This window comes from Streptomyces sp. NPDC104106, assembly GCF_055584345.1.
Map to the genome: position 1 here is coordinate 171,206 of NZ_JBVJMF010000016.1, position 18,027 is coordinate 189,232.

Sequence of the window (18,027 nt, forward strand, 5' to 3'; positions counted from 1 at the left end):
CGCAACCGTGCTACGGAATGCGGGCCGACGTCACCCTCGAAGACGGGGACTTTAAGGTGATTGCCGTCGTTGGGGAGTGTGAAGGGGCGCCGGGGACCCTGGGGAAGGCACGGAGGAACTGAGGCTGTGGGCAAGAGAAGGCGCGTCGCCGAGCGACGGAAGACGACCAGGCCTGCCGTGCTGGGCGGGATGATCGCCGTGGTTGCCGTCGGCGCCGGGTTCGGCGTCTACGCACTGGCCGACGGCGGTGCGGCGGCCGACGAGCGCGCGTCGGCCGCGGCCGACCACAAGGCCGTCAAGACCGGCCCGCTCAGCGCCGCCGAGGTCCGCGCGGCCTCCAGCCGTTTCCTGACGGCCTGGCAGCAGGGCAGGCTCTCCGAGGCGGCCGCCGCGACGACCGACGCCTCGGCCGCCGCCCAACTGCTCACCGGCGTCGCCAAGGACGCCCACCTGAAGGACGTCACGCTCACGCCGGGCGCGGCCACGGGTGCGAAGGTGCCGTTCTCCGTCAAGGCGACGGTGTCGTACGACAAGCTCGGCAAGCCGCTGACGTACGGCAGTTCGCTCACCGTGGTGCGCCGGGCGAGCGACGGCAAGCCGCTGGTCGACTGGCACTCCTCGGTCGTCCAGCCGGACCTGCAGGACGGCGACACCCTCGTCACCGGGGCGTCCGGCACCCCGCCCATCAAGGCCCTGGACCGCGACGGCGGTGAGCTGACGGCCGCCAAGTACCCCTCTCTCGGCCCGGTGCTGGACGGGCTGCGCGCGAAGTACGGCAAGACGGCGGGCGGCAAGGCGGGCATCGAGCTGCGCGTGGTGCGCGGCAAGGCCGCGCAGAAGGCCGAGCTGTCCGACAAGACGCTCGTGACACTGAGCGAGGGCACGCCGGGCACGGTGAGGACGACGCTGAACCCGGCGCTCCAGGCGGCGGCCGAGCAGCAGGTGGACAAGCAGGCGCAGGCGTCGGTGGTGGTCGTGCGGCCGTCCACGGGTGAGATCCTCGCCGTCGCCAACAGCGGGCACGGCTTCAACGTCGGCTTCCAGGGCTCCCTCGCGCCCGGCTCCACGATGAAGATCGTGACGTCGACGATGCTGTTCGAGAAGAACCTCGTCACCCCGGACGCCTCCCACCCCTGCCCGAAGACGTACAAGCTCGCCGGCTGGACGTTCCACAACGACGCCGACTCGGAGATCAAGAAGGGCACGTTCCGGCAGAGCTTCGGGGCCTCCTGCAACAACGCCTTCATCGACTTCGCGCCGAAGCTGTCGAACGACGACCTGACGAAGGAGGCCCAGCAGGTCTACGGCCTCGGCATGGACAACTGGTCCATCGGCGTCCCCTCGTTCGACGGCTCCGTCCCGGTGCAGAGCGGCGCGCAGATGGGCGCCTCGCTGATCGGGCAGGGCGCGGTGCGGATGAACCCGCTGAACATGGCGTCCGTGGCGGCCACGGTCGAGTCGGGCACCTTCCACCAGCCGTACCTGGTGTCCCCGTCGGTGGACCACCGCACGCTGGCGAAGGCCGGGCGCACGATGTCGGCGAAGACCCAGTCCCAGCTGAAGGACGTCATGCGGTTCACGGCGGACTACGGCACGGCCGCCAAGGCGATGGCGGGCATGAGCGGGGACTACGGCGCCAAGACCGGCTCCGCCGAGGTCGACGGGCAGAAGAAGCCCAACGGCTGGTTCACCGCGTACCAGGGGGACCTCGCCGCGGCGGGCGTGGTCCAGGCCGGCGGCCACGGCGGCGACACGGCCGGGCCGATGGTGGCGGCCCTGTTGAAGGCGGGCGGCTGAGCGGAGCCGCAGGCGGCTCGATCAGGCCCCTACGGGTTCGGCGGTGTAGGTGCGGCGCAGGAAGCTGAGCAGCGCCTTCGACTCGAACTGCACCACCTCGACACCGTTGTCGGAGTGGAACTCGACGACGGCCTGGACGCGCCCGCAGGGCCACACCCGCACCGCGCCGCTCTCGGCCGGTGCCCGCAGCCCCCGTTCCAGCAGCGCGCGCGAGAAGGTCCATGCCTGGGTGCCGGGCAGGTCGACCCGCACCGAGCGTGGATCACGGTCGGGGTCGTACCGCAGCAGCACCGGTACGGCCCCCAGGTCCTCCTCGTCCGTGACGATGTGGGCGCGCGCGTACTGCTCGATCACAGACATCGGACTGCCCTTTCACGCTGGGTGACCTATACGGAAGATGGCCATCCGCTTCCTCTTCAATGTCCCATATTTTCGGCTTCACGCCTCGACGAGGTGCGAGACTTCGTCTCTCCTGCACGGCATGCGCAGCTGCGGCCCCGATGCGCGGGGGTACGCGCGGACCGGTGTGACGGGCGTCCGTGAGAATGGGCGCGTGACGCCTCAAAACGAGCGAGACGACAAAGAGGCCGCCGGGTCGCTGTTGCTGGACGACCAGCTGTGCTTCGCGCTGTACGCCGCGCAGCGTGCCGTGACCGCCGCATATCGTCCACTTCTGGACGACCTCGGGCTCACCTACCCGCAGTACCTCGTGCTGCTGGTCCTGTGGGAGCACGGCGAGACCAGCGTGAAGGACCTGGCGCGCGCCCTGCGCCTGGACTACGGGACGGTCTCGCCCCTGCTGAAGCGGCTGGAGGCGGCGGGCCTGGTGCGCCGGGAGCGCGCGGCGGACGACGAGCGCTCGGTGCTCGTGGCGTGCACGGGGCGCGGCGAGGCACTCAGAGAGCGCGCGGCACGGGTGCCCGGCACCCTGCTCACCACGACCGGGCTCGGCACCGAGGACATCGCACGGTTGCGCGCGGAGTTGTGGCAACTCACCGAACGCGCCGACGCGGCGGCCCGGCACCGCTGATCTCGCCTTACCCGCGGTTGCCACCCCCTGCTGCCGCCCACTGACCTACCGGCCAGTACCTTGTGCACGATGTACTTGTGCGCCACTTGTTCCGGGGGAGGCCGGCCATGACCGAGGACACCGCTGTCGACACGCGTCCGACGAAGATCATGTACGTCGCCGAGGCCACCGCCCACGGCGGCCGCGACGGCTATGTCACCAGCCAGGACGGCCGGCTCGACCTGATGGTCGCGATGCCCCCGGAGCTGGGCGGCGACGGCAACGGCACCAACCCCGAGCAGCTGTTCGCCGCCGGCTACAGCTCCTGCTTCCACAACGCGCTGATCCTGGTCGGCAACCGCGCGGGCTACGATCTGACCGGCTCCACCGTGGCCGCGAAGGTCGGCATCGGCCCCAACAGGCAGCGCGGCTACGGCCTCGCCGTCGCCCTCAGCGTCTCCCTGCCGGTCCTGGACGCCGAGCTGGCCGCACAGCTGGTGGACGCGGCGCACGAGGTCTGCCCGTACTCCAACGCGACGCGCGGCAACATCGACGTAACGATTCTGCTGGGCTGATCCCACCGAGGAATCCCAGGCGCGCGGCCACGGTTGCACCCACTGTCGCAGGCGACTGGAAGGGACGGCGGACGTGGACGTGAACGGCACTGTGGCCGACGGCTTCGAGCCGGTCAGGGAGGCGTTCGCCGCGAACTTCGCGCTGCTCGGCGAGCGCGGCGCGGCCGTCGCCGTGTACCGCGACGGGCACCGGGTCGTCGACCTGTGGGCCGGCACCCGGGACGTGGACGGCACGGCTCCCTGGCAGCGGGGCACCGCGCAGATCGTGCGCTCCGCGACCAAGGGCGTCGCCGCCGCCGCGCTGCTGCTCCTGCACCAGCGCGGCGAACTGGACCTGGACGCCCCGGTCGGCTCGTACTGGCCGGAGTACAAGGCCGCCGGCAAGGAGAACACGCGCGTCCGGCACCTGCTCGCCCACCGCGCGGGCGTGCCCGTGCTGGACCGCCCGCTGACCCCCGCCGAGGCCGCCGACCCCGAGCTCGGCGCCGCCGCGGTCGCCGCGCAGGCGCCGGTGTGGGAGCCGGGCACCGACCACGGCTACCACGCCCAGACCTACAGCTGGCTGACCGGCGAGCTGATCCGGCGGATCACCGGCCGCCCGGTCGGCGCGTGGATCGCGGAGGAGATCGCCGGACCGGTCGGCGCCGATCTGTGGCTCGGCCTGCCGGAGTCGGAGCACGCGCGCGTGGGCCGCGTCGGGCCGGTCGAGGCGCCCCAGGCCGCGGGCATCCTGAGGACCCGCCCCAAGCGCGCGGTGGCCGAGGCCTACGCCGATCCCGAATCCCTGACCCGGCGCGCCTTCGCCGCGATCACCCCGCTCCCCGACGAGAACGACCCCGCCTACCGCGTGGCCGCCCTGCCCGCCTCCAACGGCATCGCCACCGCCGACGGGCTGGCCCGCTTCTACGGCTCGCTCATCGGCACCGTGGACGGCGGCACCCGCCTGTTCAGCCCGGAGACGACGCGGCTGGCCCGCGCCGAGCACTCCGCCGGGCCGGACCGGGTCCTGGTGGTGGGCACCCGGTTCGGCCTCGGCTACATGCTGCACGGCAGCGCGTCCCCGCTGCTGTCCCCCGGCTCCTTCGGCCACCCGGGCCGGGGCGGCGCCCTGGCGTTCGCCGACCCGGAGGCCGGCCTCTCCTTCGGCTACGTCACCAACGGCTTCCGTACGAGCGTGACGGCGGACCCGCGGGCACAGGCCCTGGTCCGGGCGCTGCGCACGGCGATCGCGTAGGGCCGTACGCACGGCGTCCCGGATGCGGGGCGCTGCTCACACGTTGATCGTGTGCGAGGTCCGTCCGGACGCCGCGTCGATCTCGTCGTGCGCCTTGGTCAGCAGTTGCATGGCCAGTTCGTTGAGGGCACGCGCGCCGGCTATCTCCTCACCGACCCTCGGCTGGTTGGAGTCGACGCGGTGCCGGGTGGCGTGGCCGTGCGCCCGCACCTCGGTGCCGTCGGGCAAGCGCACCAGCGCCGCCGCCTTGGTGTGCTCATCGTCCTCCATGAACTCCATCTCGACATGCCATCCGACAGCGGTGTGCATCATGACGATCACCTCCGGGAACACCTGATTCCGGCTGTTTCCAGGGTGCTCCCCCGTGCCGGGAACGTCACCTCGGCGCCGCGCTCAACCCTGCCGGCCGGGCTCGTCGAAGCTGGCGAAGTAGGCGGCGGCCATGTCCTCGTCCGCGTGGCCCTGCGCGGCGGCGCGCGCGAACCGGTCGGCGGTCGCGGCGGCCACGTCGAGCCGTACGCCGCCTCGCTCGCCCGCCTGCACGATCAGCCGGGCGTCCTTCTCGGCGGTGGCCACCGCGAACGACGGCGGGGTCAGCTTGCCGTCGAGCACGAGCGCGGCCTTGGCGCGCAGATAGCCCATGTCGAGCGGGCCGCCCTCGATGAGGTCGAAGAAGCCCTGCGGATCCACGTCGAGGGCCCGGGCGAGGGCGAGGACCTCACCGGTCGCGGCGGTGGCGGCGAGCACCCAGCTGTTGGCGACCAGCTTCAGCCGGCTGGCGCTGCCCGCCGCGCCGTCGTCCCCGGTCCACATGGTCTTCGCGCCGACCGCGTCGAAGACCGGCGCCACCGTCGCCCGCCCCTCCTCGGGCCCGGCGGCCAGCACGGTCAGCCGGCCGGCCTCGGCGGGCTGGCGGGTGCCGAGGACGGGGGCGTCGTAGAAGACGAGTCCGTGCTCGCGGGCGAACGCGGCCAGGTCGGCGACCAGCTCGATCCCGGCGGTGGTGCACTGCGCCCACACGGTGCCGGGCCGCAGCGCCGGGGCGGCCTCGCGCAGCGTGTCCAGGACGGTGGCGCCGTCGTAGAGCATCGTCAGGACGACGTCGGCGCCCTCGACGGCCTCGGCGGGCGTGTCCGCGATCCTGGCGCCGTCGGCGGCGAGCGGCTCGGCCTTGGCGCGCGTCCGGTTCCAGACGCGCACCTCCAGCCCGGCCCGGCACAGGTTGCGGGCCATGGCGGCCCCCATGATGCCGGTGCCCAGCACGCTCACGGTCGGCTTGTCGGTCATGGACGGCTCCCTGTCGTCGTACGGCTGCTGCCTCGGTGTCTGCGGCCATCTTCGCGGCGCGGACGGGCGTATGCACGCGCGTACCACGGTTGACGCCTCTCACGCGCGCGTGCGGCCACCGGCGTGCAGCATCAGCCCGATACCGACCACCAGCAGCCCCGCCGCAGCGATCCTCGGCGTGCCGAACCGTTCCTTGAAGAACACCGCGCCGATGGCCGCGCCGACGATGATCGAGGACTCGCGCAGCGCGGCGACGGGGGCGAGTTCGGCGCGGGTCTGGGCCCACAGCACCAGGGCGTACGCGCAGACGGACAGGGCCGCGCCGAGCAGGCCGAGGGCGGCGTGGGGGCGCAGGCGCCGGACGGTGTCGGCACGCGCGCGTGTGTACATGTACGCCGGGACGACGACGCCCTGCACGGCCATGAGCCAGGCGATGTATCCGAGCGGGGAGTGCGCGGCGCGTACGCCGAGGCCGTCGATCACCGTGTACGCGGCGATCGTCAGCCCGGTCGCGAGGGCCGCGCCGATCGCCGCCCAGTGCGGCCGGTTGCCGCGCAGTCCCCACAGGCCGACGCCGCTGAGGCCCAGGCAGGACACGGCGATCCCGGCCAGCACCCAGCGGCCGGGCACCTCGTGCGCGAACACGGCCGCGAACACGGTGACCGCTAGCGGGGCGGTGCCGCGCGCGAGGGGGTAGGCCTGCCCGAAGTCGCCCAGCCGGAAGGAGGTCATGAGCAGCGCGTAGTACACGACGTGCACGACCGCCGAGATGAGCAGGTACGGCCACGCGGGCCCGGCCGGGGCCGCGACGAACGGCGCCACGGCGAGCCCGATCAGGACCCCGCCCCCGGAGATCAGGGTGAACCCGACGAGCTTGTCGGTGATCCGGTGCGCGATGGCGTTCCAGCTCGCGTGGGTCACGGCGGCGCACAGGACCGCGGCCGTGACGAGCGGCGTCACGCGGTCCGCTCGCGCACGTCCACCACATCGGCGCCGGCCTGGGCCACGAGCGCCTTCGGCTCGATCGGGAACACGGTGTACGGCGTGCCGGCCGCCGCCCACACCACGGCGTGCGCGAGCAGCGAGCGGTCGGCGAGGACGCGCGTGCGCGTGCGGTGCCCGAAGGGCGGGACGCCGCCGATGGCGGACCCCGTGGTCTCGCGTACGACACCGGCGTCGGCCCGGGTGACCTTCGCCGCGCCCAGTTCCCGGCGCACCCGCTCCACGTCCACGCGCGAGGCGCCGTCCATGAGGACGAGCACCGGGACACCGTCGGCGGCGAAGACCAGTGACTTGCAGATCTGGCTCAGCTCGCAGCCGATCGCGGCGGCGGCCTCGGCGGCGGTCCGGGTCGCCTCCGGGAACCGCCGGGTCCGCGCGAGCACGTCCTCCAGCCCGAGCGCGCGCAGCGCCTCGGCGAACCGGGGGTGTGCTCCGGAGTCTTTGGTGTTGGTCGCGGTCGTCGGCATGCGGGCACGCTACGGCATCGTTCGCGCCGCACCCACGGTGTTTTCCCGGGCAGAGCAAAGCCGGTGAGGGTGCGGCCCCGTCCCCACGGGCACCCTCACCGGCAGCTGTGCCGTCAGAAGCGGTACGTCAGGCCCGTACCAGCTCCCGCTCCCCGTCCGGGTCGGCGTCCTTGCCGTCCGCCGGGGACCGCGTGCGCAGGCCCTCGCCCTCGACGTCGACGTTCGGCAGGACGCGGTCCAGCCACCTGGGCAGCCACCAGGCCCGCTTGCCGAGCAGGGCGAGCACGGCCGGGACGATGGCCATGCGGACGATGAACGCGTCGAAGAAGACGGCGATCGCGAGCCCGAAGCCGATCATCTTGATCATCGACTCGCTCGAACCGATGAAGCCGGAGAAGACGGCCATCATGATGACGGCCGCGGCGGTCACGACCCGCGCCCCGTGCCGGAACCCGGTCACCACGGCCTGGTTCGGCTTCTCGCCGTGGACGTACGCCTCCCGCATCCGGGTCACGAGGAAGACCTCGTAGTCCATCGCGAGGCCGAAGACGACGCCCACCATGAAGATCGGCATCATCGACATGACCGGGCCGGTCTCGTCGACGTTGAACAGGCCGGACAGCCAGCCCCACTGGAAGACCGCGACCACGGCGCCGAGGGCCGCCGTCACGCTGAGCAGGAAGCCGAGGGCCGCCTTCAGCGGGACGAGGATCGAGCGGAAGACCACGATCAGCAGGAGGAAGGCCAGGCCGACGACGAGGGCGAGGTACGGCAGCAGCGCGTCGTTCAGCTTCTGCGAGACGTCGATGTTCATCGCCGTCGAGCCGGTGACCAGGACCTTGGAGTCGGTCTGCCGGGCGACGTCCGCGCCCTTGTCCCGGATGGCGTGCACCAGGTCCTCGGTCGTCTTCGAGGACGGCTTGGATCCGGGGACGACCGTGATGGTCGCGGTGTCACCGGCCTTGTTGGCCACGGCCGGGGTCACCGTGACGACGTCCTTCAGCCCCTTGATCTCGTCGCCGGCCATGGTGAAGGCCGCCTTCGGGTCCTGGCTGCCCTTGGCGTCGACGACGACCATCAGCGGGCCGTTGAAGCCGGGCCCGAAGCCCTCGGAGAGCAGGTCGTAGGCGCGGCGCTGGGTGGTGGAGGTCGGCTGGGAGCCGTCGTCGGGCAGGCCGAGTTGCAGGGAGGCGGCCGGGACCGCCGCGGCGCCGAGGCCGATCACGCCGAGCAGCAGGACCGCCACCGGGCGCCGTACGACGAAGCTCGCCCAGCGGGTGCCCATGTTGGGCTTGCCCGGGTTCTTCGGCGCGCGGCCGCCGCCGAGCAGCTTGCTCTTCTGGCCCGCGGGCTTGATCCTGCGGCCGGCGTAGCCGAGCAGCGCCGGGATCATGGTGAGCGCGATCAGGACGGCGATGGCGACCGTGCCCGCCGCCGCGATGCCCATCTTGGTCAGCATCGGGATGTTGACGACCGACAGGCCGACCAGCGCGATGACGACGGTCAGGCCCGCGAAGACCACCGCCGAGCCCGCCGTGCCGACGGCGCGTCCGGCCGCCTCCTCGCGCTCGCGGCCCTCGGCCAGTTCGGCCCGGTAGCGGGAGACGATGAAGAGGGCGTAGTCGATGCCGACGGCCAGGCCGATCATCGACGCCAGGGTGGAGGTCGTGGAGCCGAGGTCCAGGGCGCTGGCGAGCGCGGTGATCGTGGAGACGCCGATGCCGACGCCGACGATCGCGGTCAGCAGCGGGAATCCGGCCGCGAGCAGCGAGCCGAAGGTGATGACGAGGACGACGGCGGCGATCACGATGCCGATGACCTCGCTGGAGCCGGTCGACGGGGTCGCGGTCAGCGCGTCACCGCCGATCTCGACGGTGAGCCCGGCGTCTCGCGCGTGCTGTGCGGCCTCCTTCAGGTCGTTCTTGGAGGCGTCCTTCAGCTCCATGCCGGAGACCTTGTACTTCACCGAGGCGTAGGCGACCTGGCCGTTCTTGCTGACGGCGTGCCCGGCGTAGGGGTCGGCGACGGAGACGACCCCGGGTCCGGCGCCCAGTTCCTCGACGGTCTTCTCGACGGCCGCCTTGTTGAGCTTGTCGGTCATCTTCTCGCCGGCCGGCGCCTTGAAGACGACCCGCGCGGTGGCGCCGTTGGCGCTCATCCCGGGGAAGCGCTGTTCGAGCAGGTCGAAGGCCTTCTGCGCCTCGGTGCCGGGGATGGAGAAGGAGGTGCTGCCGGCGGGCGGCGCGGAGGCGGCGCCCACCCCGGCGAGGGTCAGCAGTGCCACCCATATGAGGGCGACGAAGTGCCGTCGCCGGAAGGCGAGACGGCCGAGTTTGTACAGGAACGTGGCCACGGGGGCGTACTCCCGGTCAGGTCGTGGGGTTGATCAGGGCAGGGGTGGTCAGCCCGACGACGTGAGCGGTGACGTCAGAAGGTGGGCTTGCTGGGGAGGGAGGTCAGTCTCGGGGAACGCCGAGGGCGGGGAGGACCACGGCGTCGATGTACGACATGAGGAAGGCCTGCGTCGGCGGCAGCTCGTCGATCAGGGTGCGGGCGGCGAACCCGCCGAGCATCATGTGCATCATGAACTCGATCGCCGGGTTGTCGGCCGGGATCTCACCCCGGTCGACGGCCCGCTGCACCACGCGGCGGAACGACGCCATCTCCGGTTCGATGAGATGGTCCCTGAACGCCCGCAGGAGATCGGGGTTGCTGTGCACCGCCATGGCCAGACCCCGCATCAAGGCGGAGTTCTGCTCCATCTCGCAGTCGTCCGAGCGCAGGGTGAGAGCGTGCAGATCGCCCCTGAGCGACCCGGTGTCGATCTCGTCGAGGCCGATGCCGCCCGGCTTGCTGTGCCGCACGGCCTTCGCGACCAGTTCGGCCTTGCCGCCCCACTGGCGGTAGAGCGTGGCCTTGCTGGACCTGGTGCGGGCGGCCACGGCGTCCATGGTGAGGGCGTCGTAGCCGACCTCGCGGAGCAGGTGGAGCACGGCCTCGTACAACTCGGCCTCGCGCTCGGGCGTGATCCGACTGCGACGCACCGTTGCGACACCCTCGGTCATGCCACCCACCTTCCCGCTTCGGAGCCTGCTGCTCTCGTACACCATGAAGATACCCCGGGAGCGAGCGAAACGAAACCGTTTCGTACGTGGGGTGGGTCACGGTTGTCGGCTTTCCATAAACCGCCGGCAGCCGCCCGCGCACGAGTTGCTCCTGCCGTTTGACCGGAAAAGCATGGGTAGGTGAGCTATCTGCGCTTTCCGCATCTCAGCGGCGACCTGCTGTGCTTCGTGGCCGAGGACGACCTCTGGCTGGCCCCCCTCGACGCGCCGGGCCGCGCCTGGCGCCTCACGGCGGACCGCACCAAGACGGGCCACCCGCGCTTCTCGCCCGACGGCCGGCACATCGCGTACACGACCTGGCGCAGCCTCGACCCGGAGATCCACCTCGTCGGCGTCGACGGCGGCCCCGCGCGGCAGCTGACGTACTGGGGCAGCTCCGACACCCGGGTCTGCGGCTGGGACCCGGACGCGCACATCCTGGCCGTGGCCTCCCACGACCAGCCCTTCTCCTACTTCACCTGGGCCTACAAGGTGGCCACCGACGGCGACCCGGGCGCCCGGCTGCCCTGGGGCCCGGTCACCGACATCCAGGTCGCCGACGTCGAGGGCGAGCACCGGACCCTGCTGCTCACCGGCACCCCGCCGCACGAACCGGCCTCCTGGAAGCGCTACCGCGGCGGCGCCACGGGCCGCCTCTGGCTGCACGGGCGCCAGCTCGTGCCCGACATCGGCGGCCATCTGGCCTGCCCCGTGTTCGTCGCCGGCCGCGTCGCCTTCCTCTCCGACCACGAGGGCGTCGGCAACCTCTACTCCTGCGCCTACGACGGCACCGACCTGCGCCGGCACACCGACCACGACGCCTTCTACGCCCGGCACGCGTCCAGCGACGGCACCCGCGTGGTCTACCAGTGCGCGGGCGACCTGTGGCTGGTGGACGACTTCTCGCCGGACGGCGTGCCGCGCAGGCTCGACGTCCAGCCGGCCGGGCCGGCCCCCGGGCGCCGCCGCCACCAGGTGCCGGCCGCGCAGAACGTCGACGGTGTCTCCGTGGACGAGACCGGCCGGGCCAGCGCCGTCGTCGTCCGCGGCAGCCTGTACTGGCTCACCCACCGCGACGGCCCGGCCCGTACGATCGCCGACACGCCCGGCGTACGGGTCCGGCTTCCGGAGATGCTGGGCACGACCGGCAAGGTCGCGTACGTCACCGACGCCGAGGGCGAGGACGCCGTCGAGATCGCCCAGCTGCCCCGCGCCACCGGCGACCGGGCGCCGCGCCGACTCGCCTCCGGCGCGCTGGGCCGGGCCCTGGAGATGGTCTCCGACCCGCTCGGCGAGCGCCTGGCCATCGCCTCGCACGACGGGCGGCTGCTGCTGATCGACACGGGCGAGGGCGAGGGCGGGGAGGCCGCGGAGCCGGCCGCCGAAGCGGCCGAGGGGACGCAGGCCACGGCGGCCGAGCAGGTCACCGAGCTGATCCGCTCCGTCAACGGCCCCGTCCGCGACCTCGCCTTCTCCCCCGACGGCTCCTGGCTCACCTGGTCCCACCCGGGCATCGGCCGCTCCCTGCGCCAGATCAAGCTGGCCCGGATCAAGGACCGGCTGATCGTGGACGTGACCAACGGCCGCTTCGAGGACGAGAACCCGGTCTTCACCCGCGACGGCCGCTACCTCGCCTTCCTCTCCTGGCGCGGCTTCGACCCGGTGTACGACGTCCACACCGGGGACCTGTCCTTCCCGCTCGGCTGCCGCCCGTACCTCGTTCCGCTGAACTCGGCCACCCCCTCCCCCTTCGCCCTGAACCCCGAGGGCCGCCCGGCGGCCGGCGGGCTGGACCCGGCCGAGGACGAGGAGACGGGCGAGGCCGGCACGGTGACCGTGGAGGTGGAGGGCCTGGAGAACCGGGTCACGCCGTTCCCGGTGATCGCCTCCAAGTACTCCGCGCTGTCCCCGGTCGCGGGCGGCGGACTGGTCTGGCTGCGCTGGCCGATCTCCGGCGCGCTCGGCGAGACGTTCGCCAACCCGGCCGACGTCAGCGGCCGCCCGACGCTGGAGTACTTCAACCTCGCCAAGGCGAAGAAGTCCGAACTGGTCGACCATCTCGACTGGTTCGCGGTGAGCGGCGACGGCACCCGGCTGGTCGTCGTGGACGAGGGCGACCTGCGGGCCGTTCCCGCCACGGAGGCGGGCGACGGTGACACGACCGTCTGGATCGACGCCCGCCGCATCCTGCACGAGGTCGACCCGCCCGCCGAGTGGCGCCAGGCCTTCGCGGAGGCCGGGCGCCTGATCCGCGGCTACTTCTGGGACCCAGGCATGTGCGGGATCGGCTGGGACGCGGTGCTCGACCAGTACCGTCCGCTGGTCGAACGGGTGGCCTCGCCGGACGAGTTCGCGGACCTGCTGCGCGAGGTCCTCGGCGAACTGGGCACCTCGCACGCGTACGTCACCGCCGCCCGCCGCAACGAGGGGCCCCCGCACTACCAGCGCGCGCAGGGCCTGCTCGGCGCCAACTTCGTGCGCCGGGAGCGGGGCTGGACCGTCAAGCGCATCCTGCCCGGCGACTCCTCCGACTCCCGGGCCCGCTCACCGCTGGCCGGCACGGGCATCCGCGAGGGTGCCGTGCTGACCCATGTCGACGGCCGCCCGGTCGACCCGGTGACCGGGCCGTACCCGCTCCTCGCCGGCTCCGGGGGTACGACGGTGGAGCTGACGTTCCTCCCGGCGGAGGGGGCGGCGGGGCGGGCCCGGCGGGTGGCGGTGGTCCCGCTCGTCGACGACCGTCCGCTGCGCTACCAGGACTGGGTCGCCAAACGCCGCGGGGTCGTGCGGGAGTTGAGCGGCGGCAAGTGCGGCTATCTGCACATCCCCGACATGGGCGGCTCCGGCTGGGCCCAGTTCAACCGCGACCTGCGCATGGAGGTGTCCCGGCCCGCGCTGATCGTGGACGTGCGCGGCAACGCGGGCGGGCACATCAGCGAGCTGGTCATCGAGAAGCTGACCCGGACCATCCTGGGCTGGGACCTGACGCGGGACGCCCAGCCGGTGTCGTACACCTCCAACGCGCCGCGGGGCCCGGTGGTGGCCCTGGCCGACGAGGCGACCTCCTCGGACGGCGACATGATCACGGCCGCCTTCAAACTGCTGAAGCTGGGCCCGGTCGTCGGCACCCGCACCTGGGGCGGCGTGGTCGGCATGACCGGCCGCCACCGGCTGGGTGACGGCACGGTCATCACGGTGCCGATGAACGCGGCCTGGTTCGACGCCTACGGCTGGTCCGTGGAGAACCACGGCGTCGCCCCCGACCTGGAGATCATGCGCACCCCCCTGGACTGGGCCGAGGGCCGCCACGCCCAGATGGACGACGCGATCCAGCTGGCCCTGGACCTGCTGTCCACCTTCCCCGCGGCCATCCCCCCGGACTACAGCGACACCCCCAACCGCTCCCGCCCGAAACTGCCGCCGCGGAACGGGAGATAGGGAGAAGTGGGGGGCCGCGGAAAGCCGGACGCGGGGCGCCCTCCGTGGAGGGCGCCCCGCGCCGGACCGACGGCCGAAGCCGAGCGCGGCGGCTACGCGTCGTAGTCGCGGTCGAGCCTGTCCCGCATCTCCTGCTCCGTGTCCTCGATGTCCCGCATGTTCTCGTGCGGGACACCGCGCTGGGACTGCGCCTGCTGCTTGCCGCGCTGCCCGGGCTGCTGCCCGGCCTGCCGGCGGCCCTGCCCGGCCTGCTGATCGGCCTGCTGACGCGCCTGCTCGCCCTTGCCCTTGGCCCGCTGCTTCATCTCGCCGGCCTTGTCCTGGAACTGGTCCTTCGTACCCATGAGGGTTCACTCCTGTGGTGAGTGAGAGGGGAAATCCGGGGGAAACGGCCCCTCAGCGGGGCCTCGACCAGACTCACACGGGCGACGACGGACCGCATGTGGATCAGTTACGGTGCGTAGCGCGGGCCGCCTCGTCGGCCGCCCCACCCGCGCCCACCAACCCTGAACTCATCCCCTGCAAGCGGGGCGCGAACCGCTTCATCTCGCGCTGTCCGACGGTCCCGATGAGCGCCGGCAGATATCCGCGCACGCCCTGCATGCCGCGCAGCCACCACTGTCCGTACACGTGCGCCGAGCGACGCTCGATCCCGGCCACGATCCGGTCCACGGCGGGACCGAGCGGGTACGTCTTGTTCGACGGCCACGGCAGCCGCTGACGCAGCTCCCGCATGACGTCGTCCTGGTCGGCGCCGCGCACCATGTCGGTGTCGGTCCACGACAGGTAGCCGACGCCGACGCGCACGCCCTGGTAGCCGACCTCGGCGCGCAGACTGTGCGCGTACGCCTCCACGCCCGCCTTGGAGGCGCAGTACGCCGTCATCATCGGCGCGGGCGTGATCGCGGCGAGCGAGGCGATCTGGAGCAGGTAGCCCCGGCTCTCGACCAGAACCGGCAGGAACGCGCGGGCGGTCACCGCCGAACCGATCAGGTTCACCTCGATCACCCGCCGCCAGGCCCGCGGATCGGAGTCGACGAAGGGGCCGCCCGTGGCCACACCGGCGTTGGCGACCACGATGTCGACCTTGCCGAACCGCTCCTTCACCTCCCGCGCGACCCGGCTCATCGTCTCGTGGTCGGTGACGTCGGCGTACCAGTACGCGCTGTCGCTGTGCAGGCGCCCGCAGACCTCCTTGAGCGCCTCCCCCTCCAGCCCGACCAGCGCGACCTTCGCGCCGCGCGCCGAGAGCTTGCGCGCCAGCAGTTCACCGACGCCGCGCGCCGCCCCGGTGACGACCGCGACCTGTCCTTCGAGGCTGACCCTGCTCATGTGCCCTCCGTGATCCGCACCGGGGTGGAATGGGGTGGGGTGCCGCCGGGGGTTGCGGAGGTGCCGGCGGCGTCGTGGGTGACGTACCTGGTGACGAGTTCCCGGATTTTCCCGGTCACCAGCTCGGGGGCCTCGATCGGGGTCATGTGCCCGACGCCGGCCAGCTCGGTGAGACCCACGCAGTCCGGCAGCGCGGCGGCCAGCGCGCGGGCGTGCACGACAGGCGTGAGCCGGTCGGACGCGCCGTGCACGATCGCGGTGGGCGCGCGCAACTCCCGTACGCCGTGGTCGAGATCGAGCGCGGCGAGCACACCGGACCAGGCGTGGCGTACGGCGCGCGGGCAGGCGTGCACGATCCGTGCGCACACCTCCACCCTGTGCGGTGCCGAACCGGCGCCCATCGTGGCGTACTTGAGGACGCTCCTCGCGACCGGCGTGACCGGACCGAGCGGGGCGCGCGAACCCAGGAGGCGCCCGGTGATCCAGGTGCGCACGCGCCCGGCGCGCATCGGCACCACCCGGGACTGCGCGACCAGCCGCGAGCTGCCGGTGCTGCACAGCAGGACGGCGGCGGCGTGTTCCCGGAAGCGGGGGCGCGTGGCCGCGGCCATGACGGTCATGCCGCCCATGGAGTGTCCGGCGATCAGGGCCCGCTCACCGCGCGCGAGGGTCCGTGCGAGCACCGCTTCGAGATCGTCCGCCAGTGCGTGGGTGGTGCACGCGGGGCTCGCGGGACTGCGCCCGTGCCCCCTCTGGTCGTACGCGATCACCCGGTGGTCGGCGGCCAGCTCCCGTATCTGCGCCGCCCAGAAGGCGGTCGAACAGGTCCAGCCATGGGAGAGGACCACGGGGGGCGCGCTCTCGGGCCCGTGCACCTCGACGTGCAGCCGCGCGCCGTCGGCGGAGACGACGGTGAGTTCCTGGGCGGGGAGGGGCGGCGCGTACGGTCCCGACGCGACGGGGGCCGCGGAGGCGGACCGGCTCATGCGGCGCCCCCGCTCCGCGCGACGCTGTGCGCGCCGGCCGCCGCGGGATCGCCGCCGGTGTTCCGGAGCACCTCGTACTCCGCCAGGTCCACCCGCCGGGTCGCACCGCGGAACTCGGCGGTCGTGCCGGGCCAGATGGTGGTGTTGCGGCCGCTCGCGTCCAGGTACCAGCTGGTGCAGCCGCCGGTGTTCCACACGGTCCGCCTCATGCGCTCCTGCACCTTGCCGTTCCAGGACTCGACGGCGGCGGGCCGGGGGTCCAGGGCGGTGCGCCCGCCGAGCACGTCCAGTTGCCGCAGGTAGTCGGCCATGTAGTTCAGCTGGGACTCGATCATGAGGATCATGGAGGAGTTCCCGAGGCCGGTGTTGGGGCCGATGATCGTCATGAAGTTCGGGAACCCGGCGGCGGTGGCGCCGCGCAGCGCCCGCATGCCGTCCTTCCAGGACTCGGCCAGCGTGACGCCCTGCGCGCCGACCACCCGCTCGGCGATCGGCATGTCCGTGACGTGGAAGCCCGTACCGAAGACGATCACGTCGGCCTCGGCCTCGGTGCCGTCGGCCGCGACGAGCGTCGACCCGCGCACCTCGCTCAGCCCGCTGGCGACGACGTCCACGTTGGGCCTGGTCAGCGCCGGATAGTAGGTGTTGGACAGCAGGATCCGCTTGCAGCCGATGCGGTAGTCGGGGGTGAGCTTGGCGCGCAGCGCCGGGTCCTTGACGGCGCGGGCGATGTTGCGCTTGGCGAGCCGCTCGACCAGGCCCAGTTCGTCGGGGTGCTTGGTGAACGCCTGGACCTGCAGCTCCCGGATGCCCCACAGCAGCCCGCGCCGCACCTGGGTCGTGAAGGGGAGCCACCGGTGCAGCCGGCGCTCGGCGCCGCTGATGGCGCGGTCCACCCTGGGCATCACCCACGGCGGGGTGCGCTGGAAGAGGGTGAGCCGGCCGGCCAGCGGCTGGATCGCGGGCACGATCTGGATGGCGGAGGCGCCGGTGCCGACCATGGCGACGCGCTTGCCGCGCAGGTCGTGGTCGTGGTCCCAGCGGGCGGAGTGGAACACCTTGCCGGGGAAGGACGCGAGGCCCGGGACCTCGGGGATCTTCGGGTCGGACAGCGGACCGGTGGCGGACACGACGACGTCGGCGGTCAGCGTGCCGCGCGTGGTCTCGACGGTCCACCGCAGGTTCGCGGTGTCCCACGTCATCAGCTTCACCTCGGAGTCGAAGCGGATGTGCGGGCGCAGGCCGAACACGTCGGTGACGTGCTCCAGGTAGGCGCGGATGTGCCGCTGCCCGGAGAAGGTGCGCGGCCAGTCGGGGTTCGGGGCGAAGGAGAAGGAGTACAGGTGCGACGGCACGTCGCAGGCGCACCCGGGGTAACTGTTGTCCCGCCACGTGCCGCCCACGCCGTCGGCCCGCTCCAGGACGACGAAATCGGTGATCCCCTCGCGGCGCAGCCGCACGGCGGCCCCCAGCCCGCCGAACCCGGACCCGATCACCGCCACCCGTACATGCTCGTGCTCGGCCATCCCGAAGCCTCCACGCATCGCCTTCGACTCTGCCAGTGAACACTGGCGCAATGGGACTGTAGAGCAGCTCCGTACCGAGCGGTAGGGGGCGGGAGCGGGACGTTGACATCAGCGGCCCCGCCGTGGGTACCGGCGGTACGACATAGGCTTCGGACGTGGCAGACGACGGTGGACGCACGAAAGGCCGGAGCGACGCGCGGGAGGCACGGGACATGCGGGAGGCGCCCGGCGGGGAGGGCGCGCACGGCGCTCCCGGCGGCCGCCCGCGCG

General features: G+C 72.6%; 16 protein-coding genes. 5 read left to right on the forward strand and 11 right to left on the reverse strand.

Going from position 1 to position 18,027, the window contains the following annotated elements:
• Positions 1-126: 126 nt before the first annotated feature.
• Positions 127-1,797: a penicillin-binding transpeptidase domain-containing protein gene (locus ACZ60X_RS31770; protein WP_469605808.1), complete on the forward strand. Its 1,671-nt coding sequence runs from the start codon at positions 127-129 to the stop codon at positions 1,795-1,797.
• A 21-nt stretch (positions 1,798-1,818) separates the two neighbouring features.
• Here the strand turns inward: ACZ60X_RS31770 and ACZ60X_RS31775 are convergent, their stop codons facing one another.
• Positions 1,819-2,157 (reverse strand): SsgA family sporulation/cell division regulator, encoded by a 339-nt coding sequence (locus ACZ60X_RS31775; RefSeq protein ID WP_469605811.1) that lies wholly within the window; start codon positions 2,155-2,157, stop codon positions 1,819-1,821.
• Positions 2,158-2,350: 193 nt separating this feature from the next.
• Between ACZ60X_RS31775 and ACZ60X_RS31780 the strand changes: the two genes are divergently transcribed.
• The 3 genes from ACZ60X_RS31780 to ACZ60X_RS31790 all read left to right on the forward strand — a co-directional run bounded on the left by ACZ60X_RS31780 (position 2,351) and on the right by ACZ60X_RS31790 (position 4,615).
• The gene (locus tag ACZ60X_RS31780; protein ID WP_469605813.1) at positions 2,351-2,827 is read left to right on the forward strand and encodes a MarR family winged helix-turn-helix transcriptional regulator; all 477 of its coding nucleotides are present in this window, start codon (positions 2,351-2,353) and stop codon (positions 2,825-2,827) included.
• Positions 2,828-2,934: 107 nt separating this feature from the next.
• Complete coding sequence (locus ACZ60X_RS31785; protein ID WP_469605816.1) at positions 2,935-3,381, forward strand: organic hydroperoxide resistance protein; 447 nt, start codon at positions 2,935-2,937, stop codon at positions 3,379-3,381.
• A gap of 73 nt (positions 3,382-3,454) precedes the next feature.
• Positions 3,455-4,615 carry a serine hydrolase domain-containing protein gene (locus ACZ60X_RS31790; protein WP_469605818.1) on the forward strand — a complete coding sequence of 387 codons (1,161 nt, stop codon included), beginning with the start codon at positions 3,455-3,457 and terminating at the stop codon, positions 4,613-4,615.
• A 36-nt stretch (positions 4,616-4,651) separates the two neighbouring features.
• Here the strand turns inward: ACZ60X_RS31790 and ACZ60X_RS31795 are convergent, their stop codons facing one another.
• The 6 genes from ACZ60X_RS31795 to ACZ60X_RS31820 form a co-directional block, all read right to left on the reverse strand.
• A complete protein-coding gene (locus ACZ60X_RS31795) occupies positions 4,652-4,927 on the reverse strand; it encodes a DUF1876 domain-containing protein (protein ID WP_469605820.1) in 276 nt (91 codons plus the stop codon).
• An 81-nt stretch (positions 4,928-5,008) separates the two neighbouring features.
• Complete coding sequence (locus ACZ60X_RS31800; RefSeq protein ID WP_469605823.1) at positions 5,009-5,902, reverse strand: NAD(P)-dependent oxidoreductase; 894 nt, start codon at positions 5,900-5,902, stop codon at positions 5,009-5,011.
• A 99-nt stretch (positions 5,903-6,001) separates the two neighbouring features.
• A complete protein-coding gene (locus ACZ60X_RS31805; protein ID WP_469605826.1) occupies positions 6,002-6,862 on the reverse strand; it encodes an EamA family transporter in 861 nt (286 codons plus the stop codon).
• Positions 6,859-7,371 carry a YbaK/EbsC family protein gene (locus ACZ60X_RS31810; protein WP_469605829.1) on the reverse strand — a complete coding sequence of 171 codons (513 nt, stop codon included), beginning with the start codon at positions 7,369-7,371 and terminating at the stop codon, positions 6,859-6,861. The genes ACZ60X_RS31805 and ACZ60X_RS31810 overlap by 4 nt, the downstream gene beginning before the upstream one ends.
• Before the next feature lie 127 nt (positions 7,372-7,498).
• Positions 7,499-9,724: an MMPL family transporter gene (locus ACZ60X_RS31815; protein ID WP_469605832.1), complete on the reverse strand. Its 2,226-nt coding sequence runs from the start codon at positions 9,722-9,724 to the stop codon at positions 7,499-7,501.
• Positions 9,725-9,827: 103 nt separating this feature from the next.
• Entirely contained in the window at positions 9,828-10,436 is a 609-nt protein-coding gene (locus ACZ60X_RS31820) for a TetR/AcrR family transcriptional regulator (RefSeq protein WP_469605834.1), read from the reverse strand.
• A 180-nt stretch (positions 10,437-10,616) separates the two neighbouring features.
• On the opposite strand from ACZ60X_RS31820, the gene ACZ60X_RS31825 reads away from it, so the two are divergent.
• The gene (locus ACZ60X_RS31825; protein WP_469605837.1) at positions 10,617-13,913 is read left to right on the forward strand and encodes a S41 family peptidase; all 3,297 of its coding nucleotides are present in this window, start codon (positions 10,617-10,619) and stop codon (positions 13,911-13,913) included.
• Positions 13,914-14,005: 92 nt separating this feature from the next.
• On the opposite strand, the gene ACZ60X_RS31830 is transcribed toward ACZ60X_RS31825, so the two are convergent.
• The 4 genes from ACZ60X_RS31830 to ACZ60X_RS31845 all read right to left on the reverse strand — a co-directional run bounded on the left by ACZ60X_RS31830 (position 14,006) and on the right by ACZ60X_RS31845 (position 17,757).
• Positions 14,006-14,257: a hypothetical protein gene (locus ACZ60X_RS31830; RefSeq protein ID WP_469605840.1), complete on the reverse strand. Its 252-nt coding sequence runs from the start codon at positions 14,255-14,257 to the stop codon at positions 14,006-14,008.
• 103 nt (positions 14,258-14,360) lie between these two features.
• A complete protein-coding gene (locus ACZ60X_RS31835) occupies positions 14,361-15,245 on the reverse strand; it encodes an SDR family oxidoreductase (RefSeq protein WP_469605843.1) in 885 nt (294 codons plus the stop codon).
• Complete coding sequence (locus ACZ60X_RS31840; RefSeq protein ID WP_469605847.1) at positions 15,242-16,231, reverse strand: alpha/beta fold hydrolase; 990 nt, start codon at positions 16,229-16,231, stop codon at positions 15,242-15,244. Before ACZ60X_RS31840 ends, ACZ60X_RS31835 begins: the two co-directional genes overlap by 4 nt.
• A complete protein-coding gene (locus tag ACZ60X_RS31845; RefSeq protein ID WP_469605850.1) occupies positions 16,228-17,757 on the reverse strand; it encodes a flavin-containing monooxygenase in 1,530 nt (509 codons plus the stop codon). Before ACZ60X_RS31845 ends, ACZ60X_RS31840 begins: the two co-directional genes overlap by 4 nt.
• Positions 17,758-18,027 lie beyond the last annotated feature (270 nt).

Excerpts from the sequence above, each read along its gene's own strand:
- ACZ60X_RS31775 (WP_469605811.1), bottom strand. The coding sequence starts at position 2,157 with ATGTCTGTGATCGAGCAGTACGCGCGCGCCCACATCGTCACGGACGAG.
- ACZ60X_RS31785 (WP_469605816.1), top strand. The coding sequence starts at position 2,935 with ATGACCGAGGACACCGCTGTCGACACGCGTCCGACGAAGATCATGTAC.
- ACZ60X_RS31795 (WP_469605820.1), bottom strand. The coding sequence starts at position 4,927 with ATGATGCACACCGCTGTCGGATGGCATGTCGAGATGGAGTTCATGGAG.
- ACZ60X_RS31800 (WP_469605823.1), bottom strand. The coding sequence starts at position 5,902 with ATGACCGACAAGCCGACCGTGAGCGTGCTGGGCACCGGCATCATGGGG.
- ACZ60X_RS31810 (WP_469605829.1), bottom strand. The coding sequence starts at position 7,371 with ATGCCGACGACCGCGACCAACACCAAAGACTCCGGAGCACACCCCCGG.
- ACZ60X_RS31820 (WP_469605834.1), bottom strand. The coding sequence starts at position 10,436 with ATGACCGAGGGTGTCGCAACGGTGCGTCGCAGTCGGATCACGCCCGAG.
- ACZ60X_RS31830 (WP_469605840.1), bottom strand. The coding sequence starts at position 14,257 with ATGGGTACGAAGGACCAGTTCCAGGACAAGGCCGGCGAGATGAAGCAG.
- ACZ60X_RS31835 (WP_469605843.1), bottom strand. The coding sequence starts at position 15,245 with ATGAGCAGGGTCAGCCTCGAAGGACAGGTCGCGGTCGTCACCGGGGCG.
- ACZ60X_RS31840 (WP_469605847.1), bottom strand. The coding sequence starts at position 16,231 with ATGAGCCGGTCCGCCTCCGCGGCCCCCGTCGCGTCGGGACCGTACGCG.
- ACZ60X_RS31845 (WP_469605850.1), bottom strand. The coding sequence starts at position 17,757 with ATGGCCGAGCACGAGCATGTACGGGTGGCGGTGATCGGGTCCGGGTTC.